At 39.2% G+C, this 21,848-nt stretch carries 19 protein-coding genes; 8 read left to right on the forward strand and 11 right to left on the reverse strand.

Features of this window, described 5'->3' with window-relative positions; all coding sequences use genetic code 11:
- Positions 1–225 precede the first annotated feature (225 nt).
- The 5 genes from ACYVFA_RS17050 to ACYVFA_RS17070 all read right to left on the reverse strand — a co-directional run bounded on the left by ACYVFA_RS17050 (position 226) and on the right by ACYVFA_RS17070 (position 7,624).
- Positions 226–3,336 carry an efflux RND transporter permease subunit gene (locus ACYVFA_RS17050; protein ID WP_460473053.1) on the reverse strand — a complete coding sequence of 1,037 codons (3,111 nt, stop codon included), beginning with the start codon at positions 3,334–3,336 and terminating at the stop codon, positions 226–228.
- 57 nt (positions 3,337–3,393) lie between these two features.
- Positions 3,394–4,683 carry a carbohydrate porin gene (locus tag ACYVFA_RS17055; RefSeq protein WP_460473055.1) on the reverse strand — a complete coding sequence of 430 codons (1,290 nt, stop codon included), beginning with the start codon at positions 4,681–4,683 and terminating at the stop codon, positions 3,394–3,396.
- Between the two features lie 31 nt (positions 4,684–4,714).
- A complete protein-coding gene (locus ACYVFA_RS17060; protein WP_460473057.1) occupies positions 4,715–5,818 on the reverse strand; it encodes an efflux RND transporter periplasmic adaptor subunit in 1,104 nt (367 codons plus the stop codon).
- Positions 5,819–5,852: 34 nt separating this feature from the next.
- Positions 5,853–7,145, reverse strand: a complete 1,293-nt coding sequence (locus ACYVFA_RS17065; protein WP_460473058.1) for a TolC family protein — start codon at positions 7,143–7,145, stop codon at positions 5,853–5,855.
- 128 nt (positions 7,146–7,273) lie between these two features.
- Entirely contained in the window at positions 7,274–7,624 is a 351-nt protein-coding gene (locus ACYVFA_RS17070) for a hypothetical protein (RefSeq protein WP_460473059.1), read from the reverse strand.
- 351 nt (positions 7,625–7,975) lie between these two features.
- On the opposite strand from ACYVFA_RS17070, the gene ACYVFA_RS17075 reads away from it, so the two are divergent.
- The 4 genes from ACYVFA_RS17075 (at position 7,976) to ACYVFA_RS17090 (ending at position 12,527) form a co-directional block, all read left to right on the forward strand.
- A complete protein-coding gene (locus ACYVFA_RS17075; RefSeq protein WP_460473062.1) occupies positions 7,976–9,436 on the forward strand; it encodes a TonB-dependent receptor in 1,461 nt (486 codons plus the stop codon).
- Between the two features lie 66 nt (positions 9,437–9,502).
- Positions 9,503–11,065, forward strand: coding sequence for a hypothetical protein (locus ACYVFA_RS17080; RefSeq protein ID WP_460473063.1), 1,563 nt, complete (start codon positions 9,503–9,505; stop codon positions 11,063–11,065).
- 103 nt (positions 11,066–11,168) lie between these two features.
- Complete coding sequence (locus ACYVFA_RS17085; protein WP_460473065.1) at positions 11,169–12,095, forward strand: DUF4349 domain-containing protein; 927 nt, start codon at positions 11,169–11,171, stop codon at positions 12,093–12,095.
- Positions 12,096–12,119: 24 nt separating this feature from the next.
- Positions 12,120–12,527 carry a hypothetical protein gene (locus tag ACYVFA_RS17090; RefSeq protein WP_460473066.1) on the forward strand — a complete coding sequence of 136 codons (408 nt, stop codon included), beginning with the start codon at positions 12,120–12,122 and terminating at the stop codon, positions 12,525–12,527.
- A gap of 74 nt (positions 12,528–12,601) precedes the next feature.
- Here ACYVFA_RS17090 and ACYVFA_RS17095 read toward each other — a convergent pair whose 3' ends face one another.
- Positions 12,602–13,153, reverse strand: coding sequence for a cupin domain-containing protein (locus ACYVFA_RS17095; RefSeq protein WP_460473068.1), 552 nt, complete (start codon positions 13,151–13,153; stop codon positions 12,602–12,604).
- Positions 13,154–13,253: 100 nt separating this feature from the next.
- Positions 13,254–14,090, reverse strand: a complete 837-nt coding sequence (locus ACYVFA_RS17100; protein ID WP_460473069.1) for a helix-turn-helix domain-containing protein — start codon at positions 14,088–14,090, stop codon at positions 13,254–13,256.
- A gap of 278 nt (positions 14,091–14,368) precedes the next feature.
- Between ACYVFA_RS17100 and ACYVFA_RS17105 the strand changes: the two genes are divergently transcribed.
- Positions 14,369–15,424 carry a 3-oxoacyl-ACP synthase III family protein gene (locus ACYVFA_RS17105; RefSeq protein ID WP_460473070.1) on the forward strand — a complete coding sequence of 352 codons (1,056 nt, stop codon included), beginning with the start codon at positions 14,369–14,371 and terminating at the stop codon, positions 15,422–15,424.
- A 134-nt stretch (positions 15,425–15,558) separates the two neighbouring features.
- On the opposite strand, the gene ACYVFA_RS17110 is transcribed toward ACYVFA_RS17105, so the two are convergent.
- Positions 15,559–16,308 (reverse strand): DUF5602 domain-containing protein, encoded by a 750-nt coding sequence (locus tag ACYVFA_RS17110; protein ID WP_460473071.1) that lies wholly within the window; start codon positions 16,306–16,308, stop codon positions 15,559–15,561.
- Positions 16,309–16,574: 266 nt separating this feature from the next.
- On the reverse strand, positions 16,575–18,596 hold the full coding sequence (locus tag ACYVFA_RS17115; RefSeq protein WP_460473072.1) for an OmpA family protein: 2,022 nt from the start codon (positions 18,594–18,596) through the stop codon (positions 16,575–16,577).
- A gap of 185 nt (positions 18,597–18,781) precedes the next feature.
- On the opposite strand from ACYVFA_RS17115, the gene ACYVFA_RS17120 reads away from it, so the two are divergent.
- On the forward strand, positions 18,782–19,591 hold the full coding sequence (locus ACYVFA_RS17120) for an MOSC domain-containing protein (RefSeq protein ID WP_460473073.1): 810 nt from the start codon (positions 18,782–18,784) through the stop codon (positions 19,589–19,591).
- An 89-nt stretch (positions 19,592–19,680) separates the two neighbouring features.
- Positions 19,681–20,505 carry a hypothetical protein gene (locus ACYVFA_RS17125; protein ID WP_460473074.1) on the forward strand — a complete coding sequence of 275 codons (825 nt, stop codon included), beginning with the start codon at positions 19,681–19,683 and terminating at the stop codon, positions 20,503–20,505.
- Here ACYVFA_RS17125 and ACYVFA_RS17130 read toward each other — a convergent pair.
- Both ACYVFA_RS17130 and ACYVFA_RS17135 read right to left on the reverse strand, forming a co-directional pair.
- Positions 20,492–20,740: a hypothetical protein gene (locus ACYVFA_RS17130; protein ID WP_460473075.1), complete on the reverse strand. Its 249-nt coding sequence runs from the start codon at positions 20,738–20,740 to the stop codon at positions 20,492–20,494. The two genes, ACYVFA_RS17125 and ACYVFA_RS17130, sit on opposite strands and share 14 nt — an antisense overlap.
- Before the next feature lie 118 nt (positions 20,741–20,858).
- Positions 20,859–21,086 (reverse strand): cytochrome b5-like heme/steroid binding domain-containing protein, encoded by a 228-nt coding sequence (locus ACYVFA_RS17135; protein WP_460473076.1) that lies wholly within the window; start codon positions 21,084–21,086, stop codon positions 20,859–20,861.
- A 247-nt stretch (positions 21,087–21,333) separates the two neighbouring features.
- Here ACYVFA_RS17135 and ACYVFA_RS17140 point away from each other — a divergent pair, with 247 nt between their 5' ends.
- Entirely contained in the window at positions 21,334–21,771 is a 438-nt protein-coding gene (locus ACYVFA_RS17140) for a hypothetical protein (RefSeq protein WP_460473077.1), read from the forward strand.
- The last annotated feature ends 77 nt before the right edge of the window (positions 21,772–21,848 follow it).

Here is a 21,848-nt window from a genome sequence, read left to right on the forward strand (position 1 = left end):
GCCTATATATGGAGATTGAATGAACGAATCAACATTATTGTACAAATTACGCCATTTTTATCGAAAATATTGTAAGGAATTTATCATACGGCTTGATTGGTGTTTGAGTTGCCATTTATTATGTATCAGTAGTGAAAGAGTATTAAATGAAATATTGAATTTTAATCACGGAGATTAATTAGGAGTTGGTCACACAGTTAATCTCCGTGATTAAAAACATTTGCTTTACTCCAAATCCTTCAGCGTATGCACATTGTGGCGATAGAAGAATCGGTAGATAATCGGGAAAATAAGCAATGTTAAAATCGTTGCTGAAATCAATCCTCCGATAACTACAATTGCCAATGGTTTTTGCGTTTCTGAGCCAATACCCGTCGAAATAGCCGCAGGTAATAAACCAATAGCAGCCATCAAGGCTGTCATCACCACCGGACGTATTCTGGATTTCACTCCCTCCCGGATAGCATCATCCAACGACATTCGGGAAGAAAGATTCTTATTAAAGACCGAAATCAGAATTACCCCATTCTGAACACAGATCCCGAATAAAGCAATAAAACCTACTCCTGCCGAAATCCCAAAGATAGTCCCTGTTGTATGTAGCGCCAGAATACCCCCAATCAAAGCAAAAGGTACATTGACTAATACCAGCCCCGCATCTTTGGCATTGCCGAACATGATAAACAGAATCACGAAGATAGCTGCCAGACACAATGGCACTACCTGCCCCAGACGTTCACTGGCGCGTACCTGATTTTCAAACTCTCCTGTCCATTCAATGTTGGTATCTCTGTCAAGTTTTACTTTTTCTGCTACACGGGCACGTGCTTCGGCAATGGTACTGCCCAAATCACGTTCGCGAACAGAGAATTTTACGCCAATAAAGCGCTTGTTTTTATCACGGTATACAAAGGCTGGGCCGGTTACAGTTTCAATAGTGGCAATCTCTTTCAATGGCACTTTGGTACCTCTGGTAGTGGGTACCAGCAAACTGCTTAAATCGTTTTCGTCTTTGCGGTACTCTTGCAGGTAGCGGATTCTGATGTCGAATTTGCGTTCGCCTTCATACATAATCGAAGCGGTTTTGCCCCCAATGGCCATTTCTATTACCGCCTGTGCATCGCTGGTTTGTACACCATAGAAAGCCATACGCTTCATATTCAGGTTTACTTGCATTTCGGGTTGCCCGATATTTCGCAAAATACCAACATCTTTAATCCCTGGTACGTCCTTAATGGCATTCAGCACTTCATCGGCATACTTATTCAAATCTTCCAGATTATTCCCGAAAATCTTTACGGCATTAGAGGCATTGATACCTGCTACGGCTTCTGCTACGTTATCGATAATTGGCTGTGAATAATTATAATTGACACCCTGAAACTGTCTTAGTTCTTTATCCATTTCCTCAATCAATCCATCAAGGCTGATTTTCCTTGACCATTCTTTTTTTGGTTTCAGGTTTACCTGCATTTGAGCAAAATAGAATCCTGAGGGGTCTGTGCCATCATTCGAGCGACCTGTTTGTGACAATACCGCGTTTACTTCGGGGTATCTTTCTATCTTATCACGCAAAGTATGTACCATTTTTACCGTTTCGTTGAGCGACATACTCATGGGCATTTTGGCTGTTACCCACAAGGCTCCTTCATTCAATTGCGGCAAAAACTCTGTTCCTAACAAAACAGTAGATGCAAATGTAACTCCCATAAAAATAAAGGATATGAACACGCTTAAACGCTTATGGGCATAAGTCCAGTTAAACCACGAGGAAATACCTTTATCAAAGAAACGTACGATAGGATTATTCTTTTCTTTAACGTTCTTCTTCAATAAAATCGAACATAAAACAGGCACTAATGTGAGAGTAAATATTAAAGCACCTAAAAGCGCAAAACCCAATGTCCAGGCCAATGGACTAAACATTTTGCCTTCTACTTTCTGAAAACTGAAAATAGGCATCAGGGCGGTAATGATAATCAGTTTAGAAAAGAAAACGGCTTTCCCCATTTCGGCTCCGGTTTTTTTAATTAGCCCCATTTTAGAAAGCTTGTTAAACTTCTCCATACCCACTTTATGAGATAGATGGTCGAGCGCTACAAATATCCCCTCTACCATCACTACTGCTCCATCGATGATAATTCCGAAATCGACAGCGCCCATCGAAAGTAAGTTGGCAGACATACCCTTTAGCTGCAGACAGAAGAACGCAAACAGCAGCGCCAATGGAATAATTATAGATACGATCACAGTCGTTCGCCAGTCGGCCATAAATAACAATACAATGACTGTTACCAGAACTATCCCCTCTGCCAGATTGTGCAGAACGGTTTCAGTACAGAATTTCATCAGATTATCACGGTCGTAGAACGTAACCATTTTTACATCCGATGGCAGAGTCTTGTTATTCAGTTCATCAATCTTCTCTTTTACTCTGGCTAGCACCTCGCTGGCATTCTCTCCTTTGCGCATCACTACAATTCCTTCTACCACGTCATCATCATCACCTAGCCCTACCTGTCCTACCCTTGGAAAGTTCGATTCGGTTACCTGTGCGACATTTTTTACATAGATAGGCGTGCCATTTACCGTTTCGATGATGATATTCTCAATATCTTCTTCTTTAGTTAACAGACCCAGACCTCGCACCACATAAGCCTGCCCATTCTTTTCTATAATATCACCCCCTACGTTCACGTTGCTCTTTTCAACCGCATTGTATACTTCTAGAGGTGTAATATCATACTTATGCAATAAGAGTGGATTTACCATGATTTCGTAAATCTTTTCCCGACCGCCGAACGCTACTAAATCGGCAACACCCGGAACCGCTCTTAACTGACGGTCTATGATCCAGTTCTGGATTGTCAGCAAGTCTCTGGAATCTCTGTTTTTACTCTTCAGGGTATAGCGGAAAATCTCACCTGTAGGGCCATAAGGAGGCTGTATCTCAGGATCTACACCTTCTGGCAAACTGACTGTCCGGAGTTGGTTATTAACCTGCTGACGGGCAAAAAAATCATCTACATCATCTTCAAAGATGATTTTCATAACAGATATGCCAAACATCGTGATACTCCGCACATTGGTTTTCTTCTGTACAGAGTTCATGGCTACCTCAATCGGAATCGTAACAAAACGTTCAATTTCTCCAGCACTGCGGCCATTCCATTGAGTTACAACAATTATTTGTGTATTAGTGACATCGGGAAACGCTTCAATGGGGGTATTCAGGTAACTGACTAATCCGGCAATGGATAATACCCCCACAAAAAAGAATGTAAAAAAGCGGTTCTTTAAAGAAAACGCGATAATATTTTTAATGAATTTGTTCATGAGAAAATGGCTTAATGAGCTTGCTCAATATTCAGACTCTCTCATGGATTTCAACTATCAGAACTCTACATGTACCCTTACCGCAAAAACATTGGCAGGGCCTCTATCTTTATTATAAGCAGGATTCATGACGAACTGATAATCTGGCGAAATCCAGAAATGGTCTGCGTGTAAATAATAGCGATAGTAAAGCTCTATGGCGTTTTCGCTGCCATAGTTCAGTTTTCCATCGCCCACCATAAAGCCCAAGCCACCTGCATTCAGATAATTTCTATGGTCTTTTGAAATACCATTAGAGACAACGGCCAATCCGATTGTATCTTCTTCCCGATTCCATTTAGAACCGTGAAGTGCCACCCCAACACTCGCCGAGCGGTCAATCTCGGTAAATGCCCAGGTTTCGTTGTGGCCATCGTTATAACTATATCGGGCAAAAAGCCCTAAATCATCTGAAAATTCATGTTCGAAATTAATACCGAAGCCTGTTTTGGTACGGCTGTATTTTCGGGTGGCTGTAATGTCAGGCATCTGCATCTGAGCAGCCAATGCGTAATTACCCATATCGGCTTTGTTGATAAAGCCTAATACACGTATTTTAGATTTACCAAAAGGTTTTTCGATTTCTAACTGATGCGAAATTGCCTTGCCCAGATTTTTGTCCAGTTTGGCTCCATTGGCCTCCTGCGGTACTTGCGCAGCCGCATAACGGATTGACATGGATGGACTCACGTACTCGAGCATGATGCCTTGTGTATAGCCCCTAACGTTAGCGGCATAATCCCAGGCACCATTGCTCATCAACGACCAGTTCAGAAATTGGGTACGTGGATCGTGGCTATAAGAGTTGGCATCAAAGAAATCGGCTAAAGAGAACTTGCCAAATACAAATGATAAGTATTTGGTAGGATGCAGCCCTCTCAACTGATTGGGCGTATCTTCTACCTGCTCGGTCTCTTTGCTTAAAGGAATGTATTGTCTGATATATGCTCTACCTACATAAACCGTCGGTTTGGGATTGCCTACCCTGAATGTCTCACCATTTGGGAAACCCGCAATACCAGTTGCCCGGCTTAAACCACTACCACCTGCCAATTCTGGGTTAAAATACACTTCCGTATTTTTGCCTAAACGCACCCCGATAAAAAAGGTTGAGGTAACCGAAGTCTGCGCTTCCTCTTTGGCCGAAAAACTATTTGTACCCGAATAAGGAGACTTTACGCCCGGTTGATACTGAGTAACCACCGTTTGTTGAAAGTGAAAATTAAACCTTTGATTGACACGTTTTTGTTCTTGTGCAAAACCGCGGTAGCTTAATAATAGGATAGTGATAATCAAGAACTTTTTCATTCCGTTTATATATTTGATAAAATTAGCTTGGCTAATCGTTCAGGGCATCGTATACCAGCAATTGCTGGTTTGAGATGATTTTCTCCCCTGCATTCAGACCCGAATCTATATACGCGAAGTCTCCCACAGTTTTGAAAATTATGACCTGACGGGTTTCAATATGCTGCCGATCCTTGAATACCATTACCCACTGTTTGCTCTTATCAAAAATAACCGCTTTGGCAGGAATCGCCAGCATTGATTGCGGTTCTTCATGATACACTCTTACAATGGCAAACATCTGTGGTTTAAGGGTATATCCCGGATTTGGTAGGCGGATACGGACCTTCATTACCCGACTTTCAGGGTCTAGCACATTGAAGATTTTATCTATCTTGCCTTTTATTTTCTTATCAGGGTCGGCCAGTGTTGTAATGTCGCATGTATAACCGATTTTCACTTTGTTGATATCGGTTTCATAAACATCGGCTAGAATCCATATATCGCTCAAATCAGAGATAGTAAAGAAATTATCAATGTTTTCGATATTGAAATCCATGCCTTCTACGGCATTTTTCTCAATCAGAAAGCCTGAAATCGGTGATTTTATCTGATATGTGGCCTCTTTGCCTATATCATATATCTTCAGGGTTTCGTTGACGCGTTTCAGTTCAGATTCTGCTTTTTGTACTTCCTGACGAGCATTGACTACATTTCTTTCAGGCTCTAAACCCGATTTGAATAATTCTTCTTCCACACCAAGGTTCTTTCTCGCAATTTGTAGGTTCGATACTGCCATGCTCAACTGGTTATCCATCTCAGCTACCTGGCGGCTGCGGATAATGGCTAATACCTGGCCTTTTTGCACATAGTCGCCTAATTGCACATTCAGCTTTTCGATGTTTCCATCTACTCGCGGAAATACCTTTGCTACTTTGTCTTCATTGGCGGTTACTTTTCCACTTAGTTTTACTTCTGATAAAAGTACTTTGGTAGCTACTTCGTCAAAACCTAACTTTACCATCATGGTATCGGTCAGTACGAAACTCCCCTTGGCTGGTTCTTCCTGTTTATTATCACTCTTACAACTCTGGAAAACCAGTGTAATGATAGTCAACAAGCTGAATAAATGAATGATTACTTTTGTATTTTTCATGAAAATTTAATTTGGTCTTAAATTCGTTTCTGCCTTATGGTAAGCTGATTACTTCTTTGCCTACCATGAAATTTATTTCTTCGATGGCATTGATACGGTCGTTTTGCAGACGATTCATTTGCACTGCACTGCTTTTATACGATTCATAAAAATCAATGAAGTCGAGCATAGAGATAATCCGCTTGTCAAAACTGACCTTTACATTATCAAAAAGCTTGTCGAAGTCAATCATAAAGGCATTGTCGTAGCTTTTATACAATTGGTCGGCTTCAAGGGCTTTTCTGTAAGCTAATTGTATATCGCCAATCACCCGGTCTTCCTGGCTCAGCACTTGTTTCTGTGCTGATTGGATGCGGTACTCTGCCGCTTTGATATTGCCTTGGTTTTTATTGAAAATGGGCAGGCCTATCTGAAATGTAGCCGCAAAGTAATTGGGCACGCTACTACCTGCGCGGTCATAAGTAAGCCCCGCCTGCAAATCAGGTACTTTAAGTGCTTTCTGATAGACTAAATTCTGCTGCTCATACTTTAATGATGATTGTTGCAATCGTAAATCAGGGCGATTTTCCAGTGCTGTCGTAATCAGATTATCTAAGGTAAGTGTCTGAATACTCAAGGCATCAAGGGTATTTTTATCCGTTTGTGGAACAAAGAATACCTCATTACGAGTGCCTGTAATGGTGCGTAGCGTTACCTGACGCTCCAGCATCTGCACTTTTAAATCTTTTCGCTCAGTATCCAGCGAAAACTGTAAGGCTCTGATGCGGGTAATATCCTTAATAGGAATAATTCCCTTTTGCAGCAGTGTATTCATGCCTTCCAGCGTTTTGGCTAAAGACGCAAACTCTTCATCATAAATCCTTAAGATACCCTGCAAATAGTAGAGGTCGTAGAAACTGTTGCGCAATTCATACTTCAAGCCTCTTAGCGCATCATAATAGTTATCTTCTGCTATCTGGGTGCTTGTTTCGGCCAGAGCAGTACGTTTGATACGTTTGCCGGCGAGGTAAAATAGTTGTTGCAGTTGCACCGCCTGTTGGGTAGTTGGCGAGCCTTTTACATCGCTCAGACCTAAAATTGGTAGAATTCTCTGTGTGCTGTTATTATAAAGCATCTGCTCAAACGTCAGCGTGGGATTCTCCCATAATCTAGCCTGGATGATAGCAGCACGATTGGCTTCAATATCAAATTTGTGCGCCATTAATAAGGCATTTTTCTGTAAAAAAGTACCTTCTAATTCTCTTAAAGTGATTTTAAGAGAATCTCCGGCGGCTAAAGCCCTGGCACAGAAAAGCCATAGAAAAACAATATTTTGTATTCTTTTCACTGGTAATGCGATTATTGTAAATACGATTTAAAACACAGCGTCAAGCCCTCATTTGAAAATCAAATGAAAGTCTGTCTGATAGATTCAGATTTGTTTTGGATCAGAGAATAATTGTGAGAGAGAGAGTATCAGATAAGCCAGATACAGTTTAGCAAATAAATGCATTCACTCTTGAAAAAACTTAAGGTTTTTTGAACAAATAAGTCTAATAATGTATTCTCATTTAAGAAGAGGTACTTATCAGTGCTTATATAGCCATAATCGCCCTGTTTATCGTGCGCACCGCGCACTATGTAGTAATTGGTGTTAAAATCTATCGATATATAGTCGTCAGCACTCGGCGGAATATTTTTTTCTTTATTAGCCGTTGTTTTACGTATGCCCTTAGACGGTTTAAGCGAAGCTGCTTTTTGCTCATTGGCAAAGAGTAGCCCACTCAGACTTAAAAACAGTATAAGATATGTAAACCGCTTAAACATTATTAAAAGTTTGTAATTATAATAGGAAGTACTTTGTTTATAATAGTATCAAAAGGTTTTTAAGCCTCAACGAAAGGACTTGGCAGAAATTGTTTTAATACCATAATTTGTCCAAAGCTTTTCAAATTCAAAATTAAGGCATATCGAAGACTTAATCAGATAAATGCCCCTTAAGATTTTATTAAAAGTTGATTTTCAGTCCAAAAAATCATTGATATTGTCCTATTTGTTCGGCATCATACTTGCTTGTTTTTAAGTTTTATACTTGGAAAAGTACAAATATGAGGCTAACTTTGCATAGTGAAATAAGAACAGGAGTGTAAGCATTAAATGAGCAAAAAAACATCAGCAATGGAAACCATCTATGAGAAAAATCTGGGAACCAAGCAAAAGGCATTGCGTATCAATCTGAACAGTCAGATTTACGGATGTTTTGCTGAAATTGGAGCAGGTCAGGATGTGGCGGCTAATTTTTTCAAGGCAGGTGGGGCATCAAAAACAATTGCCAAAACCATGTCTGCCTATGATATGACCTTCTCTGATGCCATCTATGGAGTGATGGAGAATGGTCGATACGTATGTGAGCCCCGTTTGATGAGTATGCTTGATCATGAGTACGGCTTGCTGATTGAACGTTTAGGGGAAAAAAGGGGAGAAACCTCTACGTTTTTTGCATTTTCGGATACAGTAGCGGCGTTGAATTATCATAAAACCAATGATGCGCACGGTTGGATGGGTGTAAGATTTCAGTTGACACCTAAAGGCGGATACAACGATATTATTATCCATGTAAAAATGCTGGATAATGATAACGTTTTGCAGCATCAGGCATTGGGAGTTTTAGGCGTAAACCTGATGTATGGTTGCTACTATTATCACAAAGATCCTGAGGCTTTATTGCTATCGTTGATGGATGACTTATCGAAAGACCGTATCCAGATTGACATGATCCGCTTTGAAGGGCCAGACTTTGAACATGTCGATAATCGACTGATGAGTTTGCGTCTGGTAACCTACGGTTTCTCTGATATTGCTCTTTTCGGGCCAGATGGAGAGAATTTACAGCCATCAGAAGTACTTTTCAGAAAACACGCACTGGTACTGAGAGGAAGATTCCGCCCATTGGTGAACGTACATCTGGATATGCTCGAAACTGGCAGGAAACAGTTTATGCGTGAGGCTGACGTGGATAAAGACAAGGTTGTGGTACTCTCTGAGATTACCCTGCAAGGCTTGAAACAAGACGAGGCAGAGATTGACGAAAAAGACTTTTTAGATAGAGTAGATATTCTCTGTTCGCTGGGGCAGATGGTAATGATTTCCAACTATCAGGAATACTATAAACTGGTAGCTTATCTCTCAAAAATCACAAAGCTAAAGATGGGCCTGATTATCGGCTATCCGAATCTGGAATACATTTTTGAAGAAAAACACTATACGGATTTGCCTGGGGGGATTTTGGAGTCTTTTGCAACATTATTCAGTAGAAACCTGAAATTGTTTGTGTATCCAACCTATCAGAACAATAATATCATGAATAGTATGCGCTTTACACCGCCTATACATTTGCTTGATTTATACCGTTATCTGATAGCTAATAATAAGATTGAAGATATACACCATTACAATGAGAAAAACCTCAGTATTAACACCGATAAAACCCTCGAATTGATCAAACAAGGCGAGGAAGGTTGGGAAGAAAACGTACCTGATGAAGTAATAAAAATGATAAAAGACCGTTGTTTGTTTGGCTTCCCTTGCGTAGTTGTACCAGGTATGAGCAAGCAAGATATGGCTACAGAAGAGAAGTAATTGGTAGACTGTAAGGTTGGTTATTACTTTATGTACCAATTTTTTAATTATTTATGTATGATTAAAATGAGAACTAACATACTGATTTTTAGTTTATTAGTGTTTTTTCAGCAAGCATTCGCACAAGACTCACCAAAAATTATTTTACCTGCTGGCACCGATTGGACCCAATTGAAAGAGGGAGTGCCTGTTTCGTTTAATCTGAAAGTAGAGGGTAAAAATTGTGAAAGGTATCGATTTTCTATACCTCAGGGAAAACTGGATGGGATGGAACTGGATTCATTGGGAAGATTCTATTGGAATCCTTCTTTTGATATAGTTGACCGCCTGGCCGGATTCAAGTACCAACAGGTTATTTTTGAAGCAAAATGTGATACTTCAGATGCGATTTCTGCAAAAGTTGAATTCAGGATTCAGCATGTGAATCGTGCGCCTGTGGTAAGAGACCTGAAACCGTTTTACGTACAGTATAATACGACAAACATTTATAAGTTTGACCGTTACTCGGTTTTTGATGAAGATAATGACCCTATTGTAGTTGTACCGTCAATGGAAACTTTGCCTGAAGGTATGAAGATTTCGTCGCAAGGAGAGGTTTCGTGGACGCCGTCGTTGACGCAATTCAAGCAGATAAAAAATCAGCCTATTTATATAGAGTTTTATGTAGAAGACCAGCCCTCAAAGGCACAGGTAAAAGGTCGATTGAAAATAGAGGCTACACAGATAGACTTATCGCCTGAAATTGTGGTAGTGCCGCGTGAGAGTAATTTCTATCTGAGAGAAAATCAGACTGTTAGTTTGCGTTTTTATCTCTCCGACCCAAACGGCGATGATGATATACAGGTTTTTGATTTCCTGACAGACAATTCGCAAGTTACTAAAGATATGCTGGTGAAGAATACCCCAAATCAGTATGAGTTTATCTTTAAACCCAGTTATGATTTTGTAAGAGACCCATTAGATACACTGGCATTTACAATTGATTTTTTTGTATTGGACAAAACCAGAAAGAGAGATGTAAAGACCGTAAGATTTGTGGTGAAAAATGCCATTAATGAAGCCGAAACTGATCAGAAGTTGTATAATCTCTACAGAGGAACTTTGCTAAGAGGTTGGGAGCTAATGGAGCAGATGAAAGAAAAAGAGTCTGAGCTAAAGAAACTCTATACGCAGGCAAAAAAAGGTAAGAAGAATCGTTCGATTGTGAATGCTTCTTTAGGAGCTACAACCAGCTTATCATCTTTTTTGATTCCTAAAGAAAAGCCTGACCAGCAACGATTGGTATCAACCTTGGGTGGCACAACGGTGTTGACGATTGGTACACTGGAAGCCACAGAGGTAATTGGTAAATCGATGAAAGATCTGATAGACCGATTGAATTATATTATTGAAAAGAAAAATGAGATTCAGAGTAAAGGAGATATTTTTGCCCGCGATTTCTCTTTAAAATCATCTCGCAGAAGCCCTGATTTTATCAGAAAGGTTGATGATATGATGAATGCCATGAGTTTGAAAGGCTTGGTAGTGCTTGATTTAGATGCAGGATGGGAGCCTAAAAACAAACCAACTGACAACAATATTAAGAAAACTTTTAAAGATTTTAACCCGGAACAACCAACAGCGAACTAATCCTTAAATTATTCTTAAATAATTCTTAAAATTTTCTTAAAATAAATACAATACTGTTGAATCGCATACGTTTTTGAGGTATAATCAAAACCTTAAGAAACCTATGCGATTTTATTTTTTATCTAAAGCAGCGTTATTCGGAGCAATAGGCTGTTTCTTCATGGCTTGTTCAAGCAAAGTTGATTCTAATTTTAAATCAGACGAACCCTACATCACCGCAGATACGGTTGCGGTAGAGGAGCCTGGCACACCCAACGAGCCTGCTAAAACTGCTGCTGACCGTCAGAGAAAATTCCTTCGTACGGCCGATATGCAATTCAAGGTAAAAGATGTCCGGAAATCCTCTGAACAGATTGAAGACCTGACAACCAAATATGGCGGCTTTATTACCTATTCACACATGCACTCAGACGAACAGGAAAAGAAAACTGTAGTTATCAGCGAAGATTCATTGTTACAGGTGAGTACGGTGAGTGTTGAAAACGATATTATCATCAGAGTACCCAATCAGCATTTATCAAGCGTGTTGAAAGAACTCAATAGCATGATGCTTTACGTTGACCACCGGACTATCAAGGCTGAAGACGTAAGGCTGCAAATGTTATCAAACGATTTAGCCAATAAACGTCAAGAGAAGTTTGTAGACCGTAATCAGACTGTACATGAGAACAGAAAGGGAAATATAGGCACAGCTGTAGAAGCAGAAGAAGCCCTGTTAAACCATCAAATGCTAGCCGACGATCATAAAATACAAAATCTGAACCTGCAAGATCAGGTAGATTATAGTACACTCACCATTAAGTTATATCAGGCTACATTCTTAAATAAAGTAATGATTGAAAATCGTCAGGGTATTGATAATTATAGACCAAACGTTTTCCTCCGCATCTGGGACTCTGCTAAAATAGGGTGGATGTTTTTAGAAGATGTGCTTGTGATATTAATGAGGCTTTGGGTATTTATTTTATTAGGTGGGGTCGGCTTATGGTATTATTTATACAAGAAAAAGGGAAGTATAATAACCAAATAAATAGATTCTAAACACCAGGAGGAAATGGAAAAGAGCATTTTTATCGTGTTTGTTATACTGATTTGTACTTCCTGTAATTACAGTAATAAATTCTATTTCGATTTAGAAAACCAGACTATTAATGCTTGTAGTTCGAAAGGTCTGAAATATGTGAATTTCCGAAATGACATTAAAAAAATAAATTTTATACTTAAATGGGAAGACACTCTCAAAAGTATACCAAGAATTATAAAATTAGCCGATTTGCAAGAAGGATATATAATTGATAAAGGATGGGAAGAAGAAAGAATTAATTCTAAAAATATCCTGCTCGCGAAATCTACCACCTATATAATAGTCACGTATGGAGGAGATGTTGCTTCATATGATGTGATGATAACAACTGATGCAAAAGGTAAGGTAGTTAGTACTTCTCATGGCAGCTGTGATTAAATAAATATCGATGTATCCAGTAAGGGTTCAAAATTTTGAACCCTTACAATAAGAATCATTTTATAATAGGTCAGTTAATATTGTAAAGGCGGCCCAACTACCTGCATATCATGGTCGGCAAATATTTTAGCACCTTCCTGTGGAGATGGTTCACCTTTTAGTTTTCCCAGAGTACGAAAGAAATCTTCCATTTTACCTGAGGGTTGAAATAAAAAAAACATCTGCCCTTTTTCACTGGTCTGGGCAAAGGTATGAGGCACTTTGCGTGGGAGAAAGATCGTATCTCCGGCTTTTAGTTGATATTTTTCTTGTCCTACCTGAAATAGATATTCACCAGATACTACAAAAAATATCTCATCCTGATTCGGATGGACGTGTAAAGGCGGCCCACCTTTTTCGTTTCCTATATATTCAAAAACGCTTAATTGTCCATTGGTATCTTTGTTTGATACTTTGATATTGTTTGGATTTTTTCCACCAACCATTGTTTTCTCCTGAAAGCGGCTTTCGCTGGCTTTTATCACAAAGCCTTTATCGGTGCGTTCTTCAGTAGATTCAGATAGTTTGCCTACTGCCAGGGTAGGAGCAGCCAATGCGGATGTAAATAAAAAGTTTCTTCTTTGCATAGTTTTATATGATTATGATGCAAAGTTGAGCGATGCAGGTAAATGTCTGGTGGTAAAAACACGACATCTTTGGTAGAATACGGATGGTATTAAATGTGACTTAGTATGTATCAGCCTCGCCAAACGTTCTTTCCGGTGAAGATAAATCTATAAAATGAAATTCATTAGGCGTTTGGCGAGTAATGTTTTTATAGTCTTTTGCCAAGTGCTGATAATCATGATACCCACATTGCAGGGATATGCTCAACCAATCAAGCTTGGGAAATTGATTTCTTAATCGAAAAGCCTTTTCAAAGCGGATAATCTTCTGATAGTATTTGGGTGATACACCCATTCGTTCCATGAATTTACGCTCATATTGACGTACACTCAAACAAGACTCTTGTGCTAACCAATCAATATTCAGGTTTTTCTCGGTGTGCAACATCAGATTACAGACTTTATCTAAGGCGTGCATATCTCGATTGCTTTGCCTGATTTTCTTCAAAAAAAATAATTCTACACATTCAATCATGTAGCTAATACTGGAAGCTCCCGCTAATTTTTCATTGATTTCTTTTAAATCAGAAGGTAGAAAAATAGTTTCGGCATCAATATAGCCATTGGTTAATTCATAAGAAGGGATACCGGTGAGCCGATATAAAGCTCCCGGACGAAATACTGTCTGAAACAGCAGGAAATCTTTCCCAACATATCGTTTACTTACCTCACTTTGCTGTCCGAATAGAACCGATTTTAGATTATAAAATGTCTTTCTACTATCGGCATATTCAACGATTTCTGTATCTCTTGGGTAAAAACTCAGACAATGCTCAGGGCGTGGAGGGTAAGGTTTAGGAGGGATATTACTGATATCAGTAAATTTGAAATCAACCACACGATAAGTACGGATAATATCACTCAATGCCAGACTTGGTGGAAAAAAATAAAGTCCCATGAAGTTTTAATAACAGGTTTAAAATCCTTGCATCTTTGCCTGTAAACCAACCTTGCTAATTTACTGAATTAAATGAATAAGTAAAGAGATACGGGGAGATTTTGACTGAGTGGTTAATAGGCCTTTTTCGCTAAAAGCAGGTATATAAGATATAACCGCAAATAAATTTCAAAAGAGCATCATATATACTCAGTCATCCAAAGTACTATTCCAAGATTCTCTTGCACATTCAAGCGAATTTCTTGTAACTTCGTGGCTGAATTCAAAAAGCAACAAATATGGTCAATTCAAAAATAGCAGGTATAGGTTTTTATGTACCTGAGCAGGTAGTTACAAATGCAGATTTAATGAAGGTGATGGATACTTCTGACGAATGGATACAGGAGCGTTCGGGTATTAAAGAAAGAAGATACGGCAAAAAACACGAAGAGACTCCGACCACAATGGCAGCGAATGCGGCCAGAATTGCATGCGAAAGAGCAGGTATCAAACCAGAAGAGATAGATTTTATCGTATTTGCTACCCTTAGCCCTGACTATTATTTCCCGGGTTGTGGTGTGCTTTTACAACGTGAGTTAGGTATTACTCACAAAGAAATGGGTGCTATCGACATCAGAAACCAATGTTCGGGTTTCATTTACTCGCTTTCGGTAGCCGATCAGTTTATCAAAACCGGAATGTTTAAAAACATATTGGTAGTAGGTTCTGAAATGCACTCAATGGGTCTTGATTTCACCACTCGCGGGCGTAACGTAGCCGTTCTTTTTGGTGATGGTGCCGGCGCAGTCTTATTACAACCAACTACCGAAGAGGGCAAGGGTATTTTGACAACGCATTTACACTCAGATGGTACTTATGCAGAAGAACTGGCTTTGATTAGTCCGGGTAGTCATGGAGGTAAACATCTGGGCAAAGAACAATTCGGTTTCCCGGATGCTTTGTATGGAGAAATATTTGTATACGAAAACCTGATTGAAAATAAAACCTATTACCCGAATATGAACGGGCAACTGGTATTCAAAACAGCAGTAACGAAGTTCCCAGAGGTAATTATGGAAGCATTAAATAAAGTAGGTTTAACCCCTGCCGATATTGATATGTTAGTTCCTCATCAAGCCAACTTGCGTATTGCCCAGTTTGTACAAAAGACTTTGAGATTACCCGACGATAAAGTCTATAACAATATCATGAAATATGGTAATACTACAGCCGCGTCTATACCAATTGCACTATGTGAAGCTTGGGAAGCAGGAAAAGTAAAAGACGGAGATCTCGTTTGCTTAGCTGCCTTTGGTAGTGGCTTTACCTGGGGATCGGCGTTGATTAGGTGGTAAGAAGAATTGAGAAAATGAGTGATTGAGTGAATTAGTGATTAAAAAATGGAGAACAGTAATTTTAAACTAAAATCACTCATTCACACAATCACTAAATCACTCAATATATTTTCTACAAAAGTTATTTTAAAATCTTACTGCATAAGCATCATGGCATCGAGACTTACCTGAATGTCATCTCCTACCTTCTTAATGCTATAATTCATCGGGTAATACCCTGACTTCTCAAACTTGGTCGGTAACGGCAACAGCTTGTTTACATTCGGACTACCCTTCAAAAACTCATGGGCTATCATAGGCTCGATAAAGGTCATCTTCCCATCGTACGAACCATAGATTAATGTTTCAGTAAACTTGCCAGTACCGGCCAATTCAGGTGATTTTGGATCGGCCCAGTGAACACCCATCGCAGGTACACCAGCCGGAAGGCGGATATAGCCACTAGGGATATAACCTGCAGGGGGCAGATTGTCAAACTTAGCAGGTGCTACCGGATAAGCCGGAATCGCCTCACGTTCAGCCTGAGACTGAATGTAAAAATGCATGTCAAAATGTGCTACATCATAAGTGCCGGGAGGTTCATGACCTGTATGCAGATAATCAAGCATGATATGGCTAAAGGGTGTTTTCCCAACTGCCTGTGCAGGTAATGCTAATACTAAAGCTACACCCGTGTGAGGAATGTTGTCTAGTGCGCCTTTGGTTAGCGTAATACCGATAGATAGAGGCTTATTGTCGGCAGCAAAAGTTACCCAGGAGTAAGCTTTGCCATCTCCTAAATTTTGTTCCGGACCCTTGTAGGTCGGATTACCCGGGTCTTCGTTTTTTTCGCAACTCATCAATAATACAAACGCTACAAGCGTTACGGTAAACAGGTGTTTCATAATACGTAAAATAATTTAGTTGATTGGAAACTTATGTAAAAGGTAATAGGCAGATGACAAGATGGGGCAAAGTTGGTGAAATTTGTACGGTAAACGTTAGCTCAAATATAACAATCTTTAGCTCATTTTCGACATATTTATCGAGCGGTAGGTTTTTAAAGATATATGTGGCAATCTGAAGGAGCGATTTGAAAAATCGTGATACATAAAACAAAAAATAGCCCCGAAAACTCCGGGGCTATTGGGTTATATATATGGGTCTATTGTTATTCTATTTCAATAATCTTGAATTCTGTTCGGCGGTTAGTCTGATGTTCGTCTTCAGTTTTAGCATTTTTGATTAACAACTCACTTTCACCATATCCTCTGGCCGATATACGGGCTTTATCAATACCTTTCGAAACAATATAGTTTACGGCTGACTCTGCACGTCTCTGCGACAGACGTTGGTTATATACCTCAGTTGCACGGGAGTCAGTATGTGAACCTAACTCGATTTTGATTGTCGGGTTATCATTCAAAACCTGTACCAATTTATCAAGTTCGATAGCGGCATCAGGTCTGATATCCCATTTATCTAAATCATAATAGATATTCTCTACACGGAAAGTTTTCTCCAAAGCAATTTCTTCCAGATTCAAGCTTGTATAAAAAGTAGTATCTGTAATAGCCTTTGTCAGCAATATTTGAGGAATTGCCCGGCCATTCATTGAAAAGTCTTCACGTTTAGCCAGATAATTCTTTTTACTGCCCAGAATCACATAATCGCCGTCTTCCTGTAAGCCAATCGGGCCAAACTTACCATCTTTTCTCGTAACCACCTCTGTCATTGGTTCTTCTTGTCCACCTGCAAGAATCTTTACTCTTACTGAATCTAGTGGCACATTTTCATTATTGGCATTTTTGGTATAAACAGTACCCACCAGATAATACCTTACGGTTTTTATTTCCTTAGGCTTGCTCAAACTATCAGGTATTGAAACCGGAATCAACGGAGAACCTGACGATTTGTTCGGGTCATTAGTAGTTAAATCAGCTTGTGGGGCTTCATAATAATAAATATCATCATCGCCTGTTCCTCCAGCTCTGTTTGAGGTAAAGAAAATATCACCTTTTTTACTCATGGTCAGTCCAAAATCGTCCATATTTGAGTTGTAAGGCGCCCCCATATTCTCAACAGTAATTTTACCACCTGAACGAACTGCTATAAACAAATCTAATTTACCAAGGCCCGGATGCCCGTCAGAAGCGAAATAAAGTTTGCCATCTTCCGATACGTAAGGGAACATTTCATCACCTGCTGTATTTACTTCTTTCCCGAGATTCACAGGATTACCGAAACGGCCCGAGGCATCCATATTTACGCGATAAAGGTCAATGCCACCCATACCTCCCGGACGATTAGACGCAAAATAAATCGTTTTACCATCGCGTGAGAAAGCTGGGGAGCCATCCCAGCTAGCTGAATCAGAGGCACTCACGTAACTAGGCTCTGTCCAGCCGCTACCATCTACATAGCGTGAGATATACAAATCCATATCAGGTGATAAGTCTTTCCTTTTGCCTGTATTCCCTCTGGCATAAATCATTGTTTTTCCATCCGGCGAAAACGTAGGGGTACCCTCGTTCCGTTCTTCGTCAAAAATCGCTGCGCTGAATTTTTCAGGTTTGCCTAATTCAGCCATCGAGCGGGCTAAACGGGCTTTATACAAACCCACATAAGGTAAGCCGTTAGAGTAAGTTTTACTTTTGCGTGAAGCCGTGAAAACCAGTTCATCGCCATGAATCATTGGAGAAAATTCTGCACCAGCTGTATTGAGTGCTGAAAGATTTTTGAACGAAATTTCTGTTTGTTTTTTCTTTATCTCACCTATAATCTTCAAGGTATTTACCTCGCGATAGGCTTTCTCGTTATAGGCTTTAATAGTACTTTTAGAGTCAATAAACTGTTGTAGTTCTCTGAGCGCCATATCATATTTTTCAGCTGCTTTCAGGGCAAAGGCATAATGAAAATGCGCTTCCGGCACCAATAATTTGGCTTCAAATGCCTTTTCGTAATAAGGAATTGCCTCAACCCAACGATTTGATAGGCGATAGGCTTCTGCTATTTTGTAATTCAGATTCGCTTTTTCACTTTCGGCAATATTATTTACCTTTGCTAAGTCTTTGATAGCTAAATCGTACTGACCTTTATCGAAACTTGCCAGACCACGTTTATACATTTGGAGTTGCGCAAAAACACCATTCGAAAGGAGCAGAAATGTAAAGAGATAAGATATTTTTTTCATCGTATAAATGGGTAGGGCCATCATACACGCCCACAATTTTTATAGGTTGTAGCTATAAGTTAATCACCGACACTAAACAGAGGCTCGCTATGACGCCTTGAATTTTCCTCCAATTTATATGTTTGACCTAATAACTCAAACGATTTTAAATGAGAATTGTTGTATCCGAAAAAATATAAGTAAATATGGCAATAATTATTACTGAAATAACTATTTACCCGATTAAATCTTTGGGTGGAATTTCGCTCCAATCAGCACAAGTAGAAGACCGGGGGCTCCAGTATGACCGTCGATGGGTATTGGCTGATGGCGAAAATATGTTCAGAACACAGCGGGAAAATGAACAGATGGCCTTGATTGATGTTGCCATAGAACTTGATGGACTAAAAGTAAGCCACCGCAAGAAAGATATTGCCCCATTGAGAGTACCTTTCGAACCCGAGACTGACGATAATCGTATGATTACTATCTGGGATGATATAGTAAGAGGCATTAGAGTAAATGATGAAGCCGATGCCTGGTTTACAGAAGTTTTAGAAAAAGAAACTCATCTATATTATCAACCAGATGATTCTGTTCGGCTAACAGATCCTAAATATTCGATTACGCATGAAGAACATACCAGTTTCTCAGATGGTTATCCGATTCTGATTATCGGACAATCAAGTCTGGATTTTCTGAATGATAAACTGGACGAAAAAATGGAAATGAAGCGCTTCCGTCCTAACCTGGTTTTTTCAGGCGGACAAGCCCATGATGAAGACCAATTCAGGTATTTTCGGGTAGGAGAGGCCAAGCTGGTAGGTGTAAAACTCTGCGCCCGTTGTGTATTAACTACAATCAACCCCGAAACCGCCGTAAAAGGGAAAGAGCCGCTGAAAACCTTAGCTCAATACAGAAGAAACGGCAATAAAATCTTATTCGGGCAGAATCTGCTGGTCGTTGAGAAAGGACAGATTAAGATTGGGGATGAGATATTTTTAACAATTGAGTGATTTAGTGAATGAGTGATTGTGTGATTAAATAATTACTGGCACTAAATTAATCACTCAATCACTAAATCGCTCATTCACTAAATTATTTTATGAAAAACAAACCTACTCACATCCTGAAAACTCTCCACTACCTCAGCCTTGATGTGGTTACAGGAGCAGTATTGAGTAGCGTCATGTTCTGGAAAATGCCTGATGGACATAGCCAACCCCATGAACTGGTATTAATAGTCTTAGGCATCTGTACCTGGATTATCTATATTTTCGACAGATTTTTGGATAATATCAAATCAGAACCGCAGGATGTTCGGCATCAATTCCATTTTGATAATCAATACTATTTGCAGGTAGTTATTATTGTATTGGGGTTTCTGGCGCTCTTTCTGGTTTTTTTTCTGCCAAAACCTGTGGTTATTTTTGGCATCGCTTTTTCAGTTTTTCTTCTGCTTTATTTTCGTATTCTACAAAAGAAAACTACTGCATCAGCCTATCATTATTATAAAGAAATAGCCACGGCTTTGCTGTATAGTGTGCCGATTTTCGGGAGTGCTTTTGTGGTTAAGTCTTTAGGTTTCTGGCAGTATTTATCAGCTTTTAATTTTATTCTGCTCGTTCATCAAAGCATGCTGGTTTTTTCATGGTATGAAATGAAGGAAATGCCAGAAGTGAAAAACTTTGCACAGAAATTAGGGGAGAAGCAAGTCCGATTGGTGGTAATAGGCATTACTGCCTTTGTAGGTATAACCTTGCTTACAAGCATTGAAGGTTATATGAAAAAAGCATTTCTCATCGAATTCCTGATGGCGTGTGTTACCTTGGCAATTTTTCTTTTTCCTAAAAAACTGTCAACTACTCAGCATTATCGTTGGATAGGCGAGATGGTTTTCTGGTTACCAGGTCTGCTTATTTTCTTTTAAGGCGTTGCTCGATATTTTTAGGTTTCTCTTCCTTCTTAGCCTCCGCTTCTGCCTCCTGCTTTTCCTTAATTTTTCTTAAACCTCTACGATAAGTATAAAATAAGAACCCAGCCAGTGAGAACATCAGAAAGAAATAGCTATCGCTCAAAGGTACTTTCTTATAAAGCGCCTGATCGATAAACATAATTAAAAAAGCCAGACTGGCGAAAAGTATAATTGATTCGATGAGTTTCATAGTAAAAAATGTCTTGAACTTTGACTTACCTGATTTAATGATTGACTATGATTTAAGAATTAGAAAATGAACCTTTAATTTTTTGATTTAATCAGTGAAATCAAAGTTCAGACAACCTTTAAATCAATTTCCCTACCGCCTTAAACCGCTGAAAAACTCCTTCTGTATGTGGGGCATCTTTCAGTTCGTCAGTTAAATCCTGGCCGGCCCAGTGTTCGTAATGTTTGCCGTTTCGCCATAATCTTGAATGTGTGACATCGTAGATAATTGACTGATAGGCTACCCAGATTTCTTCCTTATCCTGACCATTGCGAAGCGCCAACTGATTTCGGGTGTACTCTTTCAATGCTTACAAAATATTTTTTGCAAAGGTCGTAAAGATTTATGAATGCTGACAATGAAAATTCAGATTAATTCGTTTTGCATAAGATTTAAACGCTGATTATTACAACCAATTAGTCAAAAAATACGTCAATATGATAAAGAAGATTTTTTTTTAGTTTATATTTAAGCCATATTTGTCGGGTGTTCTGATAAACAGCGATAATGTTGATTAAAAAAGATTGAACTTACATATTCAAAAAAAACATTCTATGAAAAAGATTGCCATTCTATTGTTTGCTTGTAGTTTTTTCATTTTTTCTTGCGGAAAAGAGAAAGTAGTACCAGTATCTGATAAAATCAAAAAGAACTGGGTAGCCAGTACCGTGAAAGAGGGAACAGCGATTGTGTATACAAAAGGTGCAGCCAACAATACTAAACCAGGTTATTCGAGCTTCCAATTAAGATTATCCGCTGCTCCATCAGCTACTTTAATAGAATTTGATGGTAATACATTTTCTGGACAATATGAATTGACTGGTGATACAAAATTGACTTTGAAAAATCTGAGCCCTGCACCAACAGGTACAGGTGGAACCATAGATTTTACGATTGATTCGATTACCGATACACAATTGATATTAACACGGACTACAGCAAGCCAGAAAACGGGTGGTACTATTAATACATATACCTTGGCTATTCAATAAGCTACAAAGATTTTGAGAGGAAGGGTGGGCTGAAAAGTCCACCTTTTTTTGTATATCTTTGCGAAAAAATAGATATT

It is taken from the genome of Emticicia fontis (genome assembly GCF_054779675.1).